Origin of the sequence: Massilia violaceinigra, assembly GCF_002752675.1 — a bacterium.
In the GTDB taxonomy this organism is placed as follows: domain Bacteria; phylum Pseudomonadota; class Gammaproteobacteria; order Burkholderiales; family Burkholderiaceae_D; genus Telluria_A; species Telluria_A violaceinigra.
The window spans coordinates 315,362-331,434 of the sequence record NZ_CP024608.1 but is presented as its reverse complement, the minus strand read 5'-3'; the positions used below and the strand labels follow the sequence as shown (position 1 = coordinate 331,434).

Annotated in this window: 17 protein-coding genes; 10 read left to right on the top strand and 7 right to left on the bottom strand. The window is 65.4% G+C overall.

Annotation, left to right across the window (positions count from 1 at the left end; all coding sequences use genetic code 11):
* Positions 1 to 109: 109 nt before the first annotated feature.
* Complete coding sequence (locus CR152_RS01525; protein WP_157778279.1) at positions 110 to 2,320, top strand: DUF6600 domain-containing protein; 2,211 nt, start codon at positions 110 to 112, stop codon at positions 2,318 to 2,320.
* A gap of 175 nt (positions 2,321 to 2,495) precedes the next feature.
* On the top strand, positions 2,496 to 2,762 hold the full coding sequence (locus CR152_RS01520; RefSeq protein ID WP_099873160.1) for a DUF493 family protein: 267 nt from the start codon (positions 2,496 to 2,498) through the stop codon (positions 2,760 to 2,762).
* Here CR152_RS01520 and CR152_RS01515 read toward each other — a convergent pair.
* From CR152_RS01515 to CR152_RS01500, 4 genes are read right to left on the bottom strand one after another with little or no spacing between them, the layout of a single operon-like run.
* Positions 2,755 to 3,657 (bottom strand): ABC transporter permease, encoded by a 903-nt coding sequence (locus CR152_RS01515; RefSeq protein ID WP_099873159.1) that lies wholly within the window; start codon positions 3,655 to 3,657, stop codon positions 2,755 to 2,757. The genes CR152_RS01520 and CR152_RS01515 overlap by 8 nt on opposite strands.
* Positions 3,654 to 4,475, bottom strand: a complete 822-nt coding sequence (locus CR152_RS01510; RefSeq protein ID WP_099873156.1) for an ABC transporter ATP-binding protein — start codon at positions 4,473 to 4,475, stop codon at positions 3,654 to 3,656. The genes CR152_RS01515 and CR152_RS01510 overlap by 4 nt, the downstream gene beginning before the upstream one ends.
* A gap of 1 nt (position 4,476) precedes the next feature.
* Positions 4,477 to 5,481 (bottom strand): ABC transporter substrate-binding protein, encoded by a 1,005-nt coding sequence (locus tag CR152_RS01505; protein WP_099873154.1) that lies wholly within the window; start codon positions 5,479 to 5,481, stop codon positions 4,477 to 4,479.
* A 21-nt stretch (positions 5,482 to 5,502) separates the two neighbouring features.
* Entirely contained in the window at positions 5,503 to 6,372 is an 870-nt protein-coding gene (locus CR152_RS01500; protein ID WP_099881898.1) for a TauD/TfdA dioxygenase family protein, read from the bottom strand.
* Positions 6,373 to 6,629: 257 nt separating this feature from the next.
* On the opposite strand from CR152_RS01500, the gene CR152_RS01495 reads away from it, so the two are divergent.
* From CR152_RS01495 to CR152_RS01465, 6 genes are all read left to right on the top strand, one after another.
* Complete coding sequence (locus tag CR152_RS01495; RefSeq protein WP_099881896.1) at positions 6,630 to 6,914, top strand: type II toxin-antitoxin system RelB/DinJ family antitoxin; 285 nt, start codon at positions 6,630 to 6,632, stop codon at positions 6,912 to 6,914.
* 244 nt (positions 6,915 to 7,158) lie between these two features.
* On the top strand, positions 7,159 to 7,905 hold the full coding sequence (gene lipB, locus CR152_RS01485; protein WP_099873152.1) for a lipoyl(octanoyl) transferase LipB: 747 nt from the start codon (positions 7,159 to 7,161) through the stop codon (positions 7,903 to 7,905).
* Entirely contained in the window at positions 7,902 to 8,894 is a 993-nt protein-coding gene (lipA, locus tag CR152_RS01480) for a lipoyl synthase (RefSeq protein ID WP_099873150.1), read from the top strand. Before lipB ends, lipA begins: the two co-directional genes overlap by 4 nt.
* 483 nt (positions 8,895 to 9,377) lie before the next feature.
* Complete coding sequence (locus CR152_RS01475) at positions 9,378 to 9,602, top strand: hypothetical protein (protein WP_099873148.1); 225 nt, start codon at positions 9,378 to 9,380, stop codon at positions 9,600 to 9,602.
* Positions 9,603 to 9,635: 33 nt separating this feature from the next.
* Positions 9,636 to 10,538 carry an alpha/beta fold hydrolase gene (locus CR152_RS01470; RefSeq protein WP_157778278.1) on the top strand — a complete coding sequence of 301 codons (903 nt, stop codon included), beginning with the start codon at positions 9,636 to 9,638 and terminating at the stop codon, positions 10,536 to 10,538.
* Positions 10,535 to 10,807 (top strand): hypothetical protein, encoded by a 273-nt coding sequence (locus tag CR152_RS01465; RefSeq protein WP_099873145.1) that lies wholly within the window; start codon positions 10,535 to 10,537, stop codon positions 10,805 to 10,807. Before CR152_RS01470 ends, CR152_RS01465 begins: the two co-directional genes overlap by 4 nt.
* Before the next feature lie 68 nt (positions 10,808 to 10,875).
* Here the strand turns inward: CR152_RS01465 and CR152_RS01460 are convergent, their stop codons facing one another.
* On the bottom strand, positions 10,876 to 11,844 hold the full coding sequence (locus CR152_RS01460; RefSeq protein WP_099873144.1) for an MBL fold metallo-hydrolase: 969 nt from the start codon (positions 11,842 to 11,844) through the stop codon (positions 10,876 to 10,878).
* 126 nt (positions 11,845 to 11,970) lie between these two features.
* Here CR152_RS01460 and CR152_RS01455 point away from each other — a divergent pair, with 126 nt between their 5' ends.
* Positions 11,971 to 12,912 carry a LysR family transcriptional regulator gene (locus CR152_RS01455; protein ID WP_099873142.1) on the top strand — a complete coding sequence of 314 codons (942 nt, stop codon included), beginning with the start codon at positions 11,971 to 11,973 and terminating at the stop codon, positions 12,910 to 12,912.
* A 58-nt stretch (positions 12,913 to 12,970) separates the two neighbouring features.
* On the opposite strand, the gene CR152_RS01450 is transcribed toward CR152_RS01455, so the two are convergent.
* Entirely contained in the window at positions 12,971 to 13,549 is a 579-nt protein-coding gene (locus tag CR152_RS01450; protein ID WP_099873140.1) for a hypothetical protein, read from the bottom strand.
* Positions 13,550 to 13,826: 277 nt separating this feature from the next.
* Here CR152_RS01450 and CR152_RS01445 point away from each other — a divergent pair, with 277 nt between their 5' ends.
* The gene (locus tag CR152_RS01445; RefSeq protein WP_157778277.1) at positions 13,827 to 15,416 is read left to right on the top strand and encodes a mucoidy inhibitor MuiA family protein; all 1,590 of its coding nucleotides are present in this window, start codon (positions 13,827 to 13,829) and stop codon (positions 15,414 to 15,416) included.
* On the opposite strand, the gene CR152_RS01440 is transcribed toward CR152_RS01445, so the two are convergent.
* On the bottom strand, positions 15,400 to 16,032 hold the full coding sequence (locus tag CR152_RS01440) for a DUF1287 domain-containing protein (RefSeq protein WP_208640051.1): 633 nt from the start codon (positions 16,030 to 16,032) through the stop codon (positions 15,400 to 15,402). The genes CR152_RS01445 and CR152_RS01440 overlap by 17 nt on opposite strands.
* Positions 16,033 to 16,073: the final 41 nt, after the last annotated feature.

Here is a 16,073-nt window from a genome sequence, read left to right as displayed (position 1 = left end):
AACAGGTAACAGTAGCGCAGAATGTGCAACTGTTTGTAACCCGTGTCGTCCGCCCGCGCTCTCGCGCGTTACATGTGGACGACGTCCTTCGTCCGCCCCTGGAGCTTGTATGACTATTCCTTTCTGTAAAACCGTGATGCTGCTGGCGTTTTCCGCCCTGTCGACGCTGGCGCTGGCCGATACGCCCGCGCGCGTGGGCCGCATCGCCCTGGCCCAGGGACCGGTCAATATCAGCTCCGAAGTGGGCGACGAAGCCACGGCCGCGCTGGTGAACTGGCCGGTGACCTCCAGCAGCCAGATCAACACCGGACGCGACGGCCGCACCGAAATCCGCATCGGCTCGACCTCGGTGCGGCTCGACAGCGACTCCTCGCTCGAAGTCGTCGAGCTCGACGACGACACCGTGCGCCTGCGCCTGCACTACGGCAGCGCCAGCATCCGCGTGCGTAATGCCGAGGTGCTGCGCGGCCTGGAAATCACCACCCCGCAAGGCCAGATCCGCATGAAGGACGTGGGCCGCATCCGCATCGATGCCGAACGCGTGCGCGACACCACCAACGTGTCGGTGTTCGAGGGCGTGGCCCAGGTCGACGGTGGCGGCTCCAGCCTGGCGGTACGCGCCGGCAAGCGTGTCGACGTGCACGAAGACGATGTGCGCACCGCGCTGGCGGTACGCGACGGTTTCGACGAGTGGGCCCTGCAGCGCGATCAGCGCGACGGGCGCACCACGTCCGACCGCTACGTCACCAGCGAAATGACCGGCTACGAAGAACTCGACCAGCACGGCGAGTGGCGCGAGGACAGCGACTACGGCCCCCTGTGGACTCCGCGCCGCGTGGCGGCCGACTGGGTGCCGTACCGCGACGGCCGCTGGACTTACCTGGCGCCATGGGGCTGGACCTGGGTCGACAACGCGCCGTGGGGCTACGCGCCCTCGCACTACGGGCGCTGGGTCATGGTCAGGCAGCGCTGGTCATGGGCGCCGGGCCGCAATATCGGGCGTCCGGTGTGGGCCCCGGCGCTGGTGGGCTGGGTCGGTGGCAATAACTGGAACCTCACTTTCAACGATCACGGCGCTCGCCGCGCGGCGCCCGCGCAGGGCTGGTATCCGCTCAATCCGGGCGAAAACTACGTGCCGGGCTACCACCTGCGCCCGGAACACCTGCGCCACCACAACCGCCATGCCCGTCCCGACTATCGTCCGGGCCGGCGCGACGGCCTGACGGTGGTCGGCCTGAACCTGTTCGACGGCCGCGGCCAGATCGTGGTGCCGCGCGCGCCGCGGCCCGTGCTCACGCCGCAGTCCACGCAAAACGCCCCGTTCGGCGCGCCGCCGCGCCCGCAGGGCAACTGGTCCAACCGTTTCGACCGCGATGGCGATGGCCGTCCCGACCGTAACGGGCCGGGCCGCGTCATCACGGTCCCGCCCAACGGCGCCCAGCCGGTGGTGCCGTACAGCCGCCGCGATGGCCGTCCGTCCGACAACGAGCGTTTCGTGCGCACGCCGCCGCAGGTGCTTACGACCGGCGAGCCTCAGCGCAGCCTGGCCGAGCGCGACCGGCGCCAGCGCGAAGCCGAAATCGAACGGCGCGAGCGCGACATGGCCAACGAGCGCCGCATGCGCGAAGTCGAGGTGGACAGCCGCCGTGTCGCCGAGGGCCAGCAACGCCAGCGCGAAGCCGAGCTGGCCGATCGCCGGCGCGAGGCCGAGATGGAGCGCCTGCGCGGCGCCGAAGGCCAGCGCCAGCAAGCGATCGACAATGAACGGCGCCAGCGCGACGCCGAAGCGCAATTGCAGGCGCAACGCGACGCCAACAATCGCCAGCAGGCCGAGCGTCAGCAGCGCGACGCCAACCTGCGCCTGCAGGTCGAACGGGTGCAGCGCGACGCCGACCACGAACGCCGTCTGCAAGGCGAGCGGCAACAGCGCGAGCACGACAACGAGCGCCGCCAGCAAGCCGAGCGCCAGCAGCGCGACGCCGACAATGCACGCCGCCAGCAGGCTGAACGCCAGCAGCAGGATGCCGAGAATGCGCGCCGCCAGCAGGCCGAGCGCCAGCAGCAGGCTGAACGCCAGGCGCGCGACGCCGACAACGAGCGCCGCCAGCAGGCCGAGCGCCAGCAGCGCGACGCCGAACGCCAGCAGCGCGAGGCAGCGGCGGCACGCCAGGCGCAGCAGGCACGTCAGCCGCAACCGCAGCCGCAACCGCAGCAAGTGCAGCAGCAGCAACAGAGTCAAGCCGAGCAGGCCGACAAGCGCGAACGCGCGCGCGAGGAACGCCAGGATCGCCGCCACAACGTGCAGCAAGATATTCGCTGAGCCGCCCGGCTCCGTACCAGTCTCACCTGTTCCCCCCCAAGGGAATAGTTCAAGGCCAGCCAAGTGCTGGCCTTTTTTTGGCTACAATGTCACCAAGAGCGTGAAACCGGTGTTTCCATGACGGGAATACTGCTGTGTTGTTATTTGTGTTGTTTTTTTTAGAACTGGATGGTGTATGGACCCGACTGAATCCCTTATCGAATACCCGAGCGACTTCCCGATCAAGGTGATGGGCGCCACGCACGTGGATTTCGCGGCGACCATCGTCGACGTGGTGCTCGAATTCGACCCCACGTTTCACATCGGCCGCATGGAAGTGCGCCCTTCGCCGAAAGGCAATTACACCGGCCTGACAGTGACCGTGCGCGCCACCAGCCGCGCCCAGCTCGACGACCTGTACCGCGCGCTGCACGGCCACCCGATGGTCAAGATCGTCATGTAGGCGTGCCCAGCGCCTGGCGCTGCATGCCCCAGCGGCGCACCGTCAGGCGTTCGAGGGTCTGGAATACCAGGCCTTCGACCAGCAAGCCGATGGCGATTACCGCCGCCAGCCCGGCAAACACCTTGTCGGTGAACAGTTCGTTGCGGCTCTGGAAGATGTACCAGCCGAGCCCGCCCTTGCCCGAGGTCGTCCCGAACACCAGCTCGGCCGCGATCAGGGTACGCCACGCAAACGCCCAGCCGATTTTCAATCCCGACAAAATGGCCGGCAGCGCCGCCGGAATCATCACCTGGAACACCAGCCGCGCCCCGTTCAAGCCATAATTGCGTCCGGCCATGCGCAGGGTTTCCGGCACGCTGCCGAAACCGGCGTAGGCGTTCAGCGCCAGCGGCCACATCACCGAATGCACCAGCACGAACACCAGGCTGGCGCGGCCCAGGCCGAACCACAGCAGCGCCAGCGGAAGCAGCGCAATCGCCGGCAGCGGATTGAACATCGCGGTCAGGGTTTCCAGCAGGTCGCGCCCGATGCGGCTGCCGATCGCCAGCGAGGTGAGCACCAGAGCGCCGGCCACGCCCAGCGCGTAACCCTGCACCAGCACCGCCAGCGACGCCGCCACGTAGCCGGGCAATTCGCCCGACAGCATGCCGGCCGCGAACGCGCGCGCCGTCTGCAGCGCGGTCGGCAGCAGCAGCTCGTTATCCTGCCAGCGCGCCAGCGCTTCCCACAGGCCGGCCAGGAGCAGCAGCAAGAGGGACTTGCGCAGCCAGGCGTGCTGCAGGGCACGGCGCAGCGGGGCCGGCGCGTCGTCGATCACGCTTGAGGCCGGCGCACCCGGCGGCACCAACGGCACCACGTATTCCGGGCGGATCGGCGGCAGCGCCCGGGCGTTCATGCGTGCACCGGTTCAAGCGCTGGCACGGCCAGCGCATCGTCGCCGAACAGCAAGCGGTGGATGCGCTGGGTGGCCGCCTGGAACGCCGCGCCCCCGGCGCTGCCCAGGTCGAACTGGTGACTGTTCAGTTCGGCGCGCACGCGGCCCGGATGGGGCGACAGCAGCACGATGCGGTTGCCCACCACCAGCGCTTCCTCGATCGAATGGGTGACGAACAGCATCGTGAAGCGGATTTCTTCCCACAAGGTCTGGAGTTCCTCCTGCATGCTGCGGCGCGTGAGCGCGTCGAGGGCGGCGAACGGCTCGTCCATCAGCAGGATGGCCGGCTGCATCGCCAGCGCCCGCGCAATTGCCACGCGCGCCTTCATCCCGCCCGACAAGGTGTGCGGAAAAGCGTCGGCGAACGGCGACAGGCCGACCTTGTTAATCCAGTGCAGGGCGCGCGCCCGCGCCTCGGCCCTGGCCACGCCGCCAGCCAGCAGAGGAAACATGACATTGCCGAGCACCGACTTCCAGGGCGGCAGCTGGTCGAATTCCTGGAACACTACGAAGCGGTCCGGGCCGGGGCGCAGGATCGGCTGGCCGTCCAGGGTCAGGCTGCCGGCACGCGGCGTGATGAAGCCGGCGATCGCCTTGAGCAGGGTCGACTTGCCGCAGCCGGACGGTCCCAGCAGCACCAGGCGGTCGCCCCGGTGCACCTCGAAGCTGACATTCTCGGTGGCGCGCACGGTGGCCGCGCCGCTGCGGTACTCGAGCGTGACGCCCTCGGCGCGCAGCAGCGCTTCGCCGGGCGCCATGGGGAAGCGGTGCACGTCCATGTCAGCTCCCCGAGGCCACGGCCGGGCTCTGGAAAAAGTAATCGCGCCAGCTGGCCGGCTGCTTTTTGAGGGCGCCCGCCTGGAACAGGAATTGCGCCAGGCCGAAGGTGTTTTGCGGCGCCACCTGGAACTGCACTTTCGGATTCTTGATGACCTTGAGCAGCAGGGCGCGGTCGATGCTGCTCTTGTTCACGCGCACATAGGCGTCGGCCGCCGCTTCGGGGCTGGCGCTGATGAACTGCGCGGCCTCGGCCAGCGCATCGACAAAAGCGCGGTACGTTTTCGGATTGTCCTTCAGATATTTCTCGGTGGCGTACAGCACCGTCGACGAACCCGGGCCGCCCAGCACCTCGTAGGAGTCGAGTACGATGTGCGCCTTGGGATTGGCCGCCAGTTCCTGCTCCTGATAAGGCGGGGTGGCAAAATGGGCATTGATCTCGGTCTGGCCGGCAATGATCGCGGCGGCCGCGTCCGGATGCGGCAGTGCCTGCGTGAGGCGGTCGAGCTTCTTGAACTCGGCCGTGCCCCACTGTTTCGCCGCCGCCATTTGCAAAATCCGCGCCTGCACCGACACCGTGACCGCCGGCAGCGCGATGCGGTCTTTCTCGCTCAGGTCGGCGATGGTCTTGACGTTCGGATTGGTGCTGATCAGGTAATACGGAAAGTTGCCCAGCGATGCCACGCCCTTGACGTTCTGCTTGCCGGCGGTGCGGTCCCACACGGTCAGCAGGGGGCCGATGCCGGCGCTGGCGATATCGATCGAGCCCGACAGCAGCGCATCGTTGATCGCCGCCCCGCCCGACAGCTTGACCCAGTCCACGTCGATCTCCACGCCCTGCTTGCGGCCATGCTTTTCGATCAGCTTCTGGTCCTGCGCCACGTTCAGCAGCAGGTACACGATGCCGAACTGCTCGGCGATGCGGATGCGCCCTTCGGCCCGGGCCGGGTTGCAGGCCAGCGCGGCGGCGCAGGCGAGGGCGCAGGCGGCCTTGTTCAACAGCTTCATGGTGGTTTCCTTTGGCGTGGGTCAGAACGGCGCATTGCCTTCGATGGTGGTGCGGTACAGCAGGCGGCGCTGGTGTTCCGGGCAGCCGGCGGCCAGGTGCATGACCGAGCGGTTATCCCAGAACACCATGTCGCGCGCCTGCCACTGGTGGCGGTAAATGAATTCGGGCCGGGTGCTGAACGCGAACAGCTCGTCGAGCAGGGCGCGGCTGTCGCTGTCGGGCAGGCCGATCACGCGGGTGGTGAAATGTTCGCTGACGAACAGGGCGCGGCGTCCGGTTTCCGGATGGGTGCGCACGATCGGATGCACCGCCGGCCGCACTTCGTCGATCTGGGCGCGGGTCAGGTCGGGGCGCCACGGGCTGCGTTTCTGCAGTTCGGCATATTTGGCCAGGTAGCTGTGTTCGGCGCTGCGCCCGTCGATGGCGCGCCGCAGGTAGCCGGGCAGCTGGTCCCAGGCCAGGTGCTGGTTGGCGAACAGGGTATCGCCTCCGTCTTGCGGCAACTCCTGCGCGTGCAGCATCGAGCCCAGGCTGGGCACGGCCTTGTACGACAGGTCCGAATGCCAGAAATGGCCGGCGTCGCCCAGGCCGAGCGGCTGGCCGTTTTCCTTGACGTTGGAAATGATCAGCACTTCCGGCTGGGTGGGCAGCTGGAACTGGCGCAGCACATGGATTTGCAGCGGGCCGAAGCGGCGGCTGAAGGCCACCTGCTGGGCCGGCGTGATGTGCTGGTCGCGAAACACCAGCACATGATGGTCGAGGTGGGCGCGGTGGATCAGGGCGAAATCTTCCCTGCTCAGCGGAACGGACAGGTCGAGGCCGGTGATGGCCGCGCCCAGCGGGGCGTCGAACGGGACGATGTCGAAACGGGTATCGAGGACGGCGGCCATGGCGGTGAGCGGGTGATGATCGAGCACCCAGCTTATCGGCGCGCGTTTGGCGCGGCAACGAAGCATTTCAACTATGCTAATGCGGCTGGTGGCACGCTGCGATCAATATTGCCGAGCCATTGCTTTGTTCGGGATCAAGGCGGTGAACCGGCTTTCTGCACTTGGAAAGATGGGCCGGCGTTCAATCGAATCCCGGTTTACGGTGACGCCCCGTGCGCGATAACATGGTCTTGAGATGCACAATCAGGGAAGTCATCATGACTGCTTCAACGACGACCACAATACGCGTCCGTGTGGACCAAACGACCAAGGCGCAGGCGATCGAAACACTGGCGGCGATGGGTCTAACCCTCCCCGATGCGGTGCGCATGTTCCTTAGCCATGTTATCGACGACAAGACACTGCCGTTCGGCTCCAGGACACCTAACGCCGCCACGCTTGCGGCAATGGCCGAGGCCGAAGAGATTATCAAGAGCAACCGCGCCCGCTTTGCCACCGCCGACGAGCTCTTCGATGACCTCGAAAAAGCCAGCGGCAAGTAAGCGGACGACTCTGCCCCGGCAATCGAGCTACACCAAGCGCTTCCTCCAAGACTGGGCGGCCCTGTCTCATTCGGGCCGGTACGACATGACGCGGTAAAAGAAGCATTGTTCCAGACATCGATACCAGATGAGCGAATGCTGCATAGGTAACGAATGTCAACTATGCTTATGCGGCCTGTGACCAGCATCCAGGTGAGCCTTCGCTTATAATGGCAGGGCTCCCTTTATCCCCGATCAACGATCCATGCTCCCCATCCGCCCTGCGCAGGCGATCATCCGCGACCTCGGCCGTGCCGACTACGAGCCGGTGTTTGCCTCCATGCGCGCCTTTACCGACGCGCGCGACCCCGACACCACCGACGAACTGTGGATCGTCGAGCATCCGCCCGTGTTCACGCTGGGCCTGGGCGCCGACCGCGCCCACCTGCTGGCCGGCGCCGGCACCCCGGCCCACGGCGTGCCCGTGGTGCAGACCGACCGCGGCGGCGAAGTGACGTTCCACGGCCCCGGCCAGGTGGTGATCTACCTGCTGATGGACCTGCGCCGCAACAAGCCGGGCGGCAAGTTGTACGCTCGACAATTCGTCGAAAAAATCGAGCAGGCGATCATCAATGTGCTGGGGGCGTATAATCTGGCTGGCGAGCGCATCGCCGGCGCGCCCGGCATTTATATCGCCGGCGGGCCGCGCAAGGGCGCCAAGATCGCCGCGCTCGGCCTCAAGGTGCGCGGCAACGGCTGCACCTACCATGGCGTGTCGCTCAATGTGGCGATGGACTTGGCGCCGTTTTCCTGGATCAACCCGTGCGGCTATGCGGGCCTGGAAACGGTGGACATGCGCAGCATGGGCGCCGAGGCCGTGCTGGCCGACGTGCAGCAAGCCCTGGCGCGCGAACTGGTGCAGCAGCTCGGATCGGGCGGCGCACCGCACAACGAATCGCATAACAACGCATCGAACAACACCACCGAGCCCCATGGGCAAGCAGCCAAATGACTTCTGACACCGATACCAGCATCGCCCCAGTCTACAACGCCAGCGACAAGCAAAAAGGCGCCAGCAAGACCTCGCGCATTCCGATCAAGATCGTGCCGATCGGACAAGTCGAGCGCCTGAAAAAGCCGGACTGGATCCGCGTCAAGGCCGCTTCGGCGTCGTCGCGTTTCTACGAAATCAAGGACATCCTGCGCGCCAACAACCTGGTGACCGTGTGCGAAGAAGCGAGCTGCCCGAACATCGGCGAATGCTTCGGCAAGGGCACGGCGACCTTCATGATCATGGGCGACAAGTGCACGCGCCGCTGCCCGTTCTGCGACGTCGGCCACGGCCGTCCCGACCCGCTCGACGTGAACGAGCCGCACAATCTGTCCAAGACCATCGCCGAACTGCGCCTGTCGTACGTGGTGATCACCTCGGTCGACCGCGACGACCTGCGCGACGGCGGCGCCGGTCACTTTGTCGAGTGCATCAAGCAAACGCGCGCGCTCTCGCCGAATACCCGCATCGAAGTGCTGGTGCCCGACTTCCGCGGCCGCTTGGCCAAGGCGCTGGCGATCTTCGCCGACGGCTTGCCGGACGTGATGAACCACAACCTCGAAACCGTGCCGCGCCTGTACAAGGAAGCCCGTCCCGGTTCCGACTACACGCACTCGCTGGAACTGCTGCGCGACTTCAAGGCGCTGTATCCGAACGCGGTGACCAAGTCCGGCATCATGGTCGGCCTGGGCGAAACCGACGAGGAAATCCTGCAAGTGATGCGCGACCTGCGCAGCCACAACGTCGACATGCTGACCATCGGCCAGTACCTGTCGCCGTCGGGGGACCACTTGCCGGTGCGCCGCTATGTGCACCCGGACGTGTTCAAGATGTTCGAGGAAGAAGCCTACAAGATGGGCTTCGTGCACGCGGCCGTCGGCGCGATGGTGCGCAGCTCGTACCATGCGGACGAGCAGGCCCATAACGCGGGCGTGGCGATCAGCGCGTAAGTCAGTGCTGACGGTTGTTGCTGCTTCCGTTCATTGCCGGAAGCGGTGACCAGTTCGGCGGCTTCGTTGCCGCGCTCTGGCAAGGTTGCGGCCGTCGTCGTCTCGTATCCCCACGGTGGTGCTTGAGTACCCGACTGGTCGACCATGCGCGCGCGCATTTCCTGTCGTTCGTTGGTGCTGGTTGCACGTCTTCCTGGCGCCATCTTTCATTGAACTGGCTTGCGCTTTCCCGCTGGGATCCGGCTTGTCCGTGCTGCGGACTGGCGCGCATTGCGCGACAGTCACTGAGCGCCGACTTGCCGGACCAGTGTGTCCTGCTTCGCCACACTCCCTTTTTTATTGCGCAATCTCTAGTTGAGCAAAGAGCTCAGAAGTGATTGTCCAGGTGTCACATCCTTCCCGGCCGAGGTTCATTACAACTTTTTGTTGAAGTTGAAGCCTATAATTGAACTACATGTTGTAATTGAGGCCGGGAGAGCGATCATGACTGTGCTGAAGAGTCGATTTAAAAGCGTGACGGTGCTGAGCGGTAAGACGCCAATGTTGGGTGCGACTGCCGAGGAATGGGACAAGGCCCTCACTGGTAATATGCGTGAGAGTTTGGTAGAAGTTAAACGCAGAGCGAACAGCGGCGTCAAGCGCGACGTTTCCCAAGCTACCTCGTTTGATGTTGCCAGTTTTGTAGCAAAGCAAATTCGGCCTTTGTAGGCCGAAAACGTTCCCTACCGACGCGGCGTTGCCGTGTTTTCTTCCATGGACGACGACAGCATTAAATTGCTTCAACAGGACGGCCGGCACGTCATCGTGTTCGGTGGGCCCAACGGATCCGGCAAGACCTCCCTCATCGATGAGGTGAAACAGACCGGTTTGCAAACGGTGAGCCGTGTGTACCCTGTGCCGGAGCGATTCATTAATCCTGATCAGGTCGCCAATGCCGCCATGGTGACGTTGGTCCTGCTTCCTGGAATGGACGGAAGCGGCGACCTGTTCGCAGGCTTCATTGCCGCGCTCGGGGACCAAGTCGACGCTATTGTCATTTCCTATCCTCCCGCGCTGGCGCTCGGTTATGCCGGACTGACCGAGCATGCGCGCGCGCAATTACCGCTTGACCGTCCTTTCGTGCTGATCGGCGAGTCTTTTTCCGGGCCGGTCGCCGTTGCGCTGGCTGCTTCTCAGCCTCCGGGACTGATCGGGCTGGTGCTGTGCTGCACCTTTGCGCGCAATCCGCGCCCGCTCCTGACACCGTTGAGAATACTGGTCAGCGTGCTGCCCATGTCGTCCACGCTCACTCCCCTGATCGCCCCCTTCCTGCTCGGATTCGGTGCTCCCCTTGCGTTGCGCCGGGCTCTGCGCGCGGCGCTCGACCAGGTGCCGCCAGCGCGCCTGCGCCTGCGTTTGAAGGAAGTGATGGCGGTCGATTACACCGCGCGCGTGCGCTCCATCGACGTTCCGGTGCTGTACCTGCAAGCGACGCGCGACTGGATCGTTCCAGCCGCCGCCGCGCGTCTGCTGGCATCGCTATGCCGGGACTGGCGCCTGGTGGCGCTGCGGGGGCCGCATCTGCTGCTGCAAAGCGTTCCCGGCCAAGCGGCAACGACGATCAACAACTTTGTGGCCGCCCTGGCTGCGGAAAGAACACAATGAAAGACCGGCACGGTAACGAGGTGGCGATTGGCGATATTGTACGCGTCCTTGAAATCTATCAGGGCCTTCTCGATATGCTTCCCGCCGATGAGTTGCCGCATACGCTGGCGATGTTGAACAGCGAGTACCCCATCGAGGATTTCCCGGAGGAAGACAAAGCCAGCGTCACCAACTGGTGGGAAGAGGGGCCGGGACAATGGGCGTGTAGCGGCCTGTATTTGCTTGCGCACGAATTTGAACTTGTGAAAAAAGCCGGCAGTGCCGGCTGATTTTTTAGAAGCGCGTCGTGCCTTTTCATGCGTGGTCAGCCCCGGCCCGCCCACGCCGCGCTCCTTTCTCAGCGCACCTGCGTGTAATTGACCGGCACCCACTGATACGATTTACCGGCGCTGCGCACGTGGCCGATGCCCGGGAACTGCAGGTGCGATGCGCCCACCCAGGTGCCGTCCTTGGCGGCGGCGCTGAAAGTTTTCAGGCGCTGCGCCAGCGCGGCTTTCTCGTCGGAATCGAAGGCAATCGTGACTGTCGGATCATCGAACTGCACCGCGCCCACGTGGATCAGGTCGCCGACCAGGACCAGCTTCTGGCCGCGGCTCTCCACCACATAACTGGTGTGGCCGGCCGTGTGGCCGTAGGTGGAAGTCGATTTCACGCCCGGCACCAGTTCCGCATCGCCCTCGAACGGCTGGAAGCGCTTGGCGTCGATGTAGGGCTTGAGCGAGGCGACCGCGCCCTGGAAGAAGCCCTTGGCATCGGCCGGCGCTTTCTCCATGTTGGCTTGGCTCAGCCAGAAATCGGCATCGCGCTTATCGGCCCGCACCACGGCATTGGCGAACGCTGCCGCGCCGTCTTTCGCGATGCCGCCCACGTGGTCCGGATGCAAGTGGGTGATGTAGATTTCATCGACCTGCTCCGGCTGGTAGCCCGACGCCTTCAGGTTCGCCACCAGCTTGCCCAGATTGGGACCGAACAGGCCGCCCGCGCCGCTGTCGACCAGCACCAGCTTGCTGCCGGTATTAATCAGGTAAGCGTTGAACGAGGTTTCCACCGGGCTGGCCAGGAACACTTTCGCCAGCGCCTTGTCGACCTTGGCCGGTGCGGTCTTGAGCAGTTTGTTGACCGGCAGCTCGGTGGTGCCGTCGGACAGCGCGGTCACTTCGAAGTCGCCCAGCATCATGCGGAAGTAGCCGGGCGCCGATACCTTGGCCATTGGCGCGGCGGCGTGGACAGGGCTGGCGGCGAAGGCGGCAACGCCCAGGGCGGCTGCCAGGAGCAGGGTGCGCGGGGTGCGGAAGAATGTGGTCATGGCGTCTTTCGGGTCAGGGTGATGGGAAAATACTAAGCAGCAGTATGCAGCGTTGCACAACGCGGAACAATATGGCAATGTGCAAACTATCTTTGCGTTGCACGCAAACCCACCGGAGCCCTGCCCATGTTCGACGCCCTGCACTGTTTCCTGACCGTGGTCGACACCGGCAATCTGTCGCGCGCCGCCAAGACTTTGCAGCTGGCGGTCTCGTCGGTGTCGCGCCGGATCGACTGGCTGGAAGAGGAAGTCGGCGCCCGGCTGTTCGTGCGCAGTTCGCGCCTGGTGCTGCTGACCGATGCCGGCGAGCGCTTCCTGCCGCGCGCGCGCCATCTGGTGGCCGAGCTGGCTGAAGCGAAGGCGGCCGTCACCGCGGTCGATCCCGAGCCGCGCGGCGTGCTCACCGTCACCGCGCCGCGCGCCTTCGGGCGGCGCCATATCGCCCCGGCCGTGGGCGAGTTCCTGCACCGCTATCCGCTGATGGAACTGGAACTGCAACTGAACGACGATGTGGTCGACCTGTCGGCCCAGCGCGTCGATGTGGCGATCCGCCTCGCCCCCCTGCCCGACAGCGACCTGCTGGCGACGTACCTGGCGCCGCGCCGCCGCATTGCCTGTGCCAGCCCGACCTACCTGGCGCGCCGTGGCACGCCGGCCACCCCGCTGGACTTGCTCGATCACAATTGCATGAGCTACGTCAGCCGCAGCGCGCTGGCTTGCTGGTGGAGCTTCGATGGCGTCAACCGCAACAAACCCTTGCCGGTCAGCGGCTCCCTGCGCAGCGACGATGTCGACTTTATGCTGGACGCGGCCATCGGCGGCGCCGGCGTCGCCCATCTGCCGAGCTGGCTGGCCAGCGAGGCGCTGGTCGCCGGCCAGCTGGTGCCGCTGTTCGGTCCCGCGAGCCAGGGGGAGGAAAGGGTGACCGACGGCATCCACGCTGTGCGCTTGCCGGGGCGCTCGCATCCGGTCAAGGCGCAACTGTTCATCGCTTACCTGCGCGACCATGTGGGCACGCCACCGTACTGGGAAAGGGCGCTGGCCGCGCACGAACACGTCGCTGCCTGAATGCGCAAACGCCTGCGGACGCAGGCGTTTCGACGACTTCTTACGGCGCTGTGACACGCTACTTTGAGATGGCCGCACGGAATTTGTCGTCATCCAGCAGCTCGCCGACCAGGTCGCTGTACAGCCGTTCATATTCACGCGTGGCCTGCGGGACTGCGGTCGCAGCCGCGATCGGCGAATTCCAGCTCGACTCGACCTTGAGTTCGTGGTCGTAACGCACCGCGCCGGCCCGGGTGACAACAAAGCGCGCGGCCAGCACGCCCTTGCCGGCACCGACCGGTGCATCCACGCGGTTCAGCGTCAGGGTGCCGGTGATGACCGTCGGGGCGTTGGCGTCGAGCAGGCTGGCCGCCAGCAGGTCGGCTTTGAGCGTGTTGCCCAGGTATTGCGCGAACGAGCCCCCTGGCGCGGACAGCACGCCGAGGCGGACGCTGTGGCTCTTGTCGAGGGCGGGATCCTTGCTGGCGTCGAAGGTGAAGCTGCCGACGGCGACCTTGTCAAAATTGGCATTGTACAGTTTGACCGTATTGCCCCGCGTAGCCGCCGGCACGGCCATGCTGAACTGCACGCAGCCGGACAGTTGCACGGCCAGGACGGCGGCAGCGACGAGAGAGGTGAGGCGAAAAACGGCAGTCATGAAACGTCCTTGTTATAGGGGAGTGAATGCAGCACCGGCCAACGGATCGCCCAGCGCTTGATCGTTTTGTGGGTTAGCTGCAATTATTATTTCTTGATGAAAATGTCGTCGACAGCCTAACCGAGGCGTGCACGCGTTGCAAGTCGTACGTTTCGCTGAGCTATCATGTTGTAAATATGATACTCGCACACGTTCACGGGGCGGTTTAACCCTGTTTGCCGCCGCCATCCGTTTCATGTTCCAACCGTCTTCCTTATCCCTGTTTGAAAGGCACACCATGCGTTACCCCATCCTTGCCGCCCTCGCCTTGCTGAGTCCCGCCTGCATGGCCACCAACGCGCCGGTCACGGCCGTCACCCTGTATCCCGGCAGCGCCACCGTGGTGCGCACCGCCCAGGTCGCCGCCGGCGCCACCGAAGTCGTCATCGACGGCTTGCCCGCTAATTTCAACGTGGAAACCGTGCGCGTGCAAGCCGCTTCCGGTATCCGCGTGGCCGACGTGGTCTCGCGCGTCAACGCCGGCAGCGAAGCGGTCAACCCGGCCGGGGCCCAGCTGCAAGGCAGCATCGAGCGCCTCAAGGACCAGCGCGCCATGCTCGAAGCCGAAGCCAAGTCGGCCGCGATCGTCAAGGGCTACCTGGAACGCTACAACGGCGGCGCCCCCGAGGGCGCCAAGGCCCAGGGGCCGGACAATGGCAAGGCGCTGGCCGGCGTGATCGATACGCTGGGACGCGGCGCCAGCGAGGCGCTGATCAAGATCCAGAAGCTGGCCGTGCAGCAGCGTGAGCTCGACAAGAAAATCGAGGCCATGGAGCGCGACCTGGCGGGTTTGCAGTCGGAGAACAAGGATGTGCGTAGCCTGGTGGTGCGCCTGTCCGCGGCCAAGGCCGGCACCCTCACGGTCAGCTACCAGCGCGACAATGCCGGCTGGAAGCCGGGCTACCGCGCCAGCCTCGACTCGGCCGCTTCCCGGGTCGACCTGGAACGGCTCGCCACGATCTCGCAAACCACCGGGGAAGACTGGAGCAACGTCAAGCTGACCCTCTCGACCAGCCAGCCGCGCCTGTCGCCCACGGGGCGCGAGCCGCAGCCGTGGCTGCTGGGCTACCGTCCGCCGCAAGCGCCCGAGAGCATGCGGGCCTATGCGCCGGCGCCAGCGCCGATGATGGCAATGGACAGGAGGGAAAAGGTGCAGATCACCGCCAACGCCGTCAAGCGCGACGATGACGAGGTCGCCGAGATGCAGGGCGTGTTCTCCACCGAATTCGAGGTGCCGGGCCGGGTCAACCTGGCCGCCGACGGACGCGCCACCTCGGTCGTGCTGTCGACCCTGGCGCTGCCGGTCACCCAGCATCTGCGCGTGACGCCGCGCCTGGAAAAATTTGCCATCGTCATGGCCGAAGCGGCCCGTCCGGAAGGCGTGTGGCCGGCCGGCAGCATGCAGCTGTTCCGCGATGGCGGTTATATCGGCGCCACCCAGTGGAATCTGCAGGAGGGGGAGCGCGCCCTGTTCTCGTTCGGGCGCGACGACCTGGTCAAGGTCTCGCTCGATCCGGTCGCCGGCAAGACCGGCAGCAAGGGCATGTTCGGCGGCCGCGCCACCAGCGTGCGCGCCGATGTGTTCACCCTGGTCAACCGCCACAAGACACCGGTCGAGCTGCTGGTGTTCGATTCCTCGCCCGTCAGCACGGCCGAGGAAGTCAAGGTCGAGGCAGTGTTCGATCCGAAACCGTTCACCGACACCTGGGAACAGCGGCGCGGTGTGGTCGCCTGGAAAAAGACGCTCGCGCCGGGCGCGACCGCCAAGTTCCAGGTCGAGTACCGGATCGACTATCCGAAGGAAGGATCGGTCACCGGGCTGCGCTGAGCGCCGGCTTGGCGTCCGGGTTCCAGCGGTAGTGCCCGGTGAGAGGATAGGCGAACAGGCGATCCTCGATCTGGGTGCCGTTGCCGATGTTGTGGATCACCAGCGGCACCCCGGCGCCGCTGCGCTGGCCGGCCACGATGCCGATGTGCGGCAGGTTACCCGGCAGCATCCAGGTGACGATGTCGCCCGCCTGGTAGGCGGCGCCATCGCGCGAGGGCGTCATGGCCTTGCCGTGGCGCTTGAAATAGGTGGCCAGGTTGGGCACGCGGCGATGGTCGATATTCGGATCGGGGCGCTTGAGTTGCCACAGGTGCGGATAGGCATCCCAAGCTTTCTTCATGTCCTTGTGCACCAGTTCCTGCAAGTCCACGCCAACCTTGCGGTAGGCGCGGATCACCACGTCGGTGCACACGCCGCGCTCGAGCGGCACGTCGCCGCCGGGATAGGCGATGCGCTCGTAGCGTCCGTTGTATTGGGTGGTCACGCCGATCTGGGCGCGCGCCGCGTCGACCAGGCGCACCGGGGTGGCGTTCTGCGCCGAGGCGGGCAGCGGCATGTTCAGCAGCACGGGCAGCAGCACGGGCAGATACCGCAGCGTTAAAACAAGTTTTTTCAAGATCGGACCTCTGGTAACCGGGCGGGGAAGAAAAACGTACA